3 protein-coding genes and 1 pseudogene are annotated in these 3758 nt (G+C 69.2%); 1 reads left to right on the top strand and 3 read right to left on the bottom strand.

Annotated features, from left to right (window positions below; translation table 11 throughout):
• Positions 1–48: 48 nt before the first annotated feature.
• Complete coding sequence (locus tag BZL64_RS27650; RefSeq protein WP_086771904.1) at positions 49–1245, top strand: winged helix-turn-helix domain-containing protein; 1197 nt, start codon at positions 49–51, stop codon at positions 1243–1245.
• 55 nt (positions 1246–1300) lie between these two features.
• On the opposite strand, the gene BZL64_RS27645 is transcribed toward BZL64_RS27650, so the two are convergent.
• The 3 genes and pseudogenes from BZL64_RS27645 to BZL64_RS39920 all read right to left on the bottom strand — a co-directional run.
• The gene (locus BZL64_RS27645; RefSeq protein ID WP_086771902.1) at positions 1301–2047 is read right to left on the bottom strand and encodes a response regulator; all 747 of its coding nucleotides are present in this window, start codon (positions 2045–2047) and stop codon (positions 1301–1303) included.
• Between the two features lie 208 nt (positions 2048–2255).
• Positions 2256–2948 carry a ribosome hibernation-promoting factor, HPF/YfiA family gene (hpf, locus tag BZL64_RS27640; protein WP_364806810.1) on the bottom strand — a complete coding sequence of 231 codons (693 nt, stop codon included), beginning with the start codon at positions 2946–2948 and terminating at the stop codon, positions 2256–2258.
• A gap of 315 nt (positions 2949–3263) precedes the next feature.
• A pseudogene (locus tag BZL64_RS39920) lies at positions 3264–3758 on the bottom strand (ComF family protein); the annotation flags it as partial.

The raw sequence follows: 3758 nt of genomic DNA, 5'->3' as shown, positions 1-3758 counted from the left end.
CCCGCAGCTCACCGCCCGCTGTCAGACCCAGCCCCTATCGTGCGCACCATGACGACCCCGCCCCCCGCCACCGAACTCTCCGCGGACGAGGCCCGCCGCATCGCCCTGCGCGCCCAGGGCTTCCTCGGCACACCCGACCGCAGAGCCGGCGTCCGCGGCGTACTGCGCCACCTCGGCGCCGTCCAGCTCGACACCATCTCCGTCCTCGCCCGGTCCCACGAGCTCATCCCGTACGCCCGCCTGGGAGCCGTAGGCCGCACCGCCGTCGAGAACGCCTACTGGAAGCCCGCCCCCGGCACGTCGGACGCCCGGCCCCACGCCTTCGAGTACTGGTCCCACGCCGCGTGCATCCTCCCCATCGAGGAGTGGCCCCACTTCGCCTTCCGCCGCCGCGCCTACCGCGGCCGTCCGCACTGGAACCATACCCTCCCCGAGGGCACCTACGAGCAGGTCATCAAACAGCTCCGCACCGAGGGCCCCCTCACCGCCACCGAACTGGGCGGCGCCAAGAAGACCAGCGAATGGTGGGACTGGTCCGGCACCAAGGTCGCCGTCGAACGGGCCCTGATGCACGGCGAAGTCGTCTGCGTGGAACGCCGCGGCTGGAAGCGGGTCTACGACCTCGCCGAACGCGCGATCCCCGCCGACCTCCTGCACGACGAACTCGACGACACCGAATGCCTGCGCCGCCTGGTCGGCCTCGCCGGCCACTCCCTCGGCGTCGGCACGCGCGCGGACATCGCCGACTACCACCGCCTGAAGGGCGAACAGGTCGACGCGGTGATCGCCGACTCCGGCCTGATCCCGGTCACCGTCGAAGGCTGGGGCAAACCGGCCTGGGCCGATCCGGCAGCCCTGGCGACACCCCCGCGCGGCCGCCATCGCACCACGCTGCTGTCCCCGTTCGACTCCCTCATCTGGGAGCGGGCCCGCACCGAGCGGATCTTCGGCTTCACCCACCGCCTGGAGGCCTACGTGCCCAAGCCCAAGCGGATCCACGGCTACTTCGCCATGCCCGTACTCGCCGGCGGCCGGCTCGTCGGCCGCGTCGACCCCGCCCGCGAGGGCCGCACCCTGGTCGCCCGACAGATCACCCTGGACGGCCCCAAGGCCGTACCCGCCGTCGCCCAGGCCCTGATCGAAGCAGCGAGCTGGGTGGACTGCACCGACGTACGGGTGGAACGCGTCGACGCCCCCGAACTGCGCGACCCCCTCACCCGGGAACTCACGCGCGCCCTCGCCTGACCGTCACCCGACCGCGGCGGGAGAGCCCTCAGCCGGCCCGGAACCCTCCGCCGGCCTACCGGATCTCGAGGATCTTCTCCCGCATCGCATACACCACCGCTTCCATCCTGGAGTGCAGCTGCAGCTTCTCCAGAATGTTCCGCACATGGTTCTTCACGGTGTTCTCGGAGATGAACAACTCCTTGGCGATGTCCCGGTTGTTCATCCCCGTGGCGACGAGTTTGAGCACTTCCAGCTCACGGTCCGTCAACCGCGGCGCGGGCACCAGCCTGCGCTCATCGGTCCGCTGGATCATCGATTTGAACTCGGTGAGCAGTTTCGACGCCATCGAGGGACTGATCTGCGACTGACCGTCCGCCACCGCACGAATGGCCGTGGCCACCTCGTCCGTGGAGATCTCCTTCAGGAGATAACCCGTCGCACCCGCCTTGATCGCCTCATAGAGATCGGCCTCCTCATCGCTGATCGTCAACATGATGATCTTCGCGCTGGGAGCCACCTCCTTGATCGAGGTGCACGCCTCGATTCCGCCACGCTTCGGCATCCGTACGTCCATCAGCACGATGTCCGGAAGCAGGTCGGCCGCCTTGTCCACGGCCTCCGCCCCGTCACCCGCCTCACCGACGACCTGGATGTCCTCCTCCGCGGCAAGCACGATCTCCAGCCCGCGGCGGAACAGGGCATGGTCGTCCACCACCAGAACCCTGATCGGCTCCTTGCGGGGAGTCCCCCCGTCCGGGCCCATGCCGGCAACGCCCTCGACGGCATCCCCGTCATGCATCGGTCCGAAGCTGTCCGCCATCGTTCCCTCCCCCTGAAGGCTGTGGCCGTGGTCCAGTGCCATCGCCAACGCAAGGCAACGACCCACCGGTTGAGCCGTTGCCGCCATGATTCCATGCCTGGACGACAACGCGGTGACGGAGCGACGTCCGAAGGGGCGCACACGGGTGCCCCTGGGGGCGCACACACGCTCCAGGGGCACCTGCTCAGCTGTCACCGAGGGGCCGGGTTCAGCCGCCCAGTGCGCCGCCCGCCTCGGGGGAATGCGCCTGCGCGACCATCGGGTCGGTGTTGAGGTGGATCACGCCGTAGTCGTAGGCGTGGCGCCGGTAGACGACGCTCGGCTCCTTCGTCTCGGAGTCGACGAAGAGATAGAAGTCGTGCCCGACCAGCTCCATCTCGTAGAGAGCCTGGTCAAGGGTCATCGGGGCGGCCACGTGGGTCTTCTCGCGCACCACGAGGGGGCCGTCGCCCTGTACCTCCAGCGATCCGATCTTCTTCGTCGGCACGCCGGCGGAGTCGTCGGACGGGACGGGGTGGCCGTTGCCGGTGAGGGTCGCGACTCCGGGGACGTGGTCGGCGACCTCCGCCGCCGAGATCCGTCGCGCGCCACGTCGCGTGTAACGCTTGTCGTGCTGCTTGCGCAGCTGGGCATCCAGCTTCTCCGCCGCCAGATCGAGTGCCGCGTACGGGTCGCTGGCCGCTGCCTCCGCACGGATCACCGGACCGCGGGAGCGGAGCGTGATCTCCACCCGGTCGCACCGGTCGGCCTGTCGGGGGTTGGGCTCCTTGGACACCTCGACGTCGAGGCTCATCACCTTGCCGTCGAGCTTCTGGATCTTCTCCAGCTTCAGCTTCTCGGCCACGTGCTTGCGGAACCGCTCGGGCACCTCGGTCTTGCGGCCCTTGACGACGATGTCCACGCAGAACTCCGTTCCCGGATCGCTCCGCATCAGCGGCGGAGCATCTCCCTTTTGCACCAGGCTCCGGTGGGCACCGGAACCTCGGACTCGGTGACTTCCACCTCCTCCTCCCCCATGGGCGAGATCTCCACCCCAGGTGCTGCGGGTGATTACCGAAAACCGCAGCACAGCGTTCGGAATCGAGAGGTGTGGCCTGCGGCTTTCCCTCACAACCGAACATATCTCGCCCGGACGGATGTCGTCACCCTCTACCGCCGCGTACCTCCGTTCAGGTGAATTCGTCCTCTCATTACCTGCAACGACACAAGTCCTCGGTCAGTTCCGGTTTATTTCGAAAGCGTCCGGCGGTGCCGCGACGACGGCCGCGCACAGCAGGTCACCCGCCTGTCCGACACCCATCTGCCACACCGGCACCAGTCCCGTGCCTCCGTTCCGCGCTCCGGACGGTCGTACCCCTCTGCCTTCCCGAGCAGAGCCCCCGTACACGGCCGCCACGACTCCTTCACCTCCTTCACGTCCGGCCCGCCCGACGACCGCACGGGGAGTACCGGGAGGACCGGCAGCACCGGCGGGCCGCTCCGCTTCCAGCGCCACCCGCACGGCACGCGCCGCCTCCGCGAGAGAGGCACCCGTCGTCACCAAATCGTCCACGAGCACGACCGCACCCGCATCCCCGAGCAGCCGCCCGCCACCGGCCACCACCGCCAGCGCGCCGGCCAGATTGCCGAGCCGCTGCCGCGAGTTGAGCCCCGCCTGATCGGCCACCGACCGCCGCTGCCGCAACACCGCCGCCACCCGCACCGGCACGCC

The organism is Streptomyces bobili (genome assembly GCF_002154575.1).
Taxonomy (GTDB): Bacteria; Actinomycetota; Actinomycetes; order Streptomycetales; family Streptomycetaceae; genus Streptomyces; species Streptomyces bobili.
The sequence above is the reverse complement of the archived record's forward strand: the minus strand, read 5'-3'. Positions and strand labels throughout refer to the sequence as shown.

Excerpts from the sequence above, each read along its gene's own strand:
- BZL64_RS27650 (WP_086771904.1), top strand. The coding sequence starts at position 49 with ATGACGACCCCGCCCCCCGCCACCGAACTCTCCGCGGACGAGGCCCGC.
- BZL64_RS27645 (WP_086771902.1), bottom strand. The coding sequence starts at position 2,047 with ATGGCGGACAGCTTCGGACCGATGCATGACGGGGATGCCGTCGAGGGC.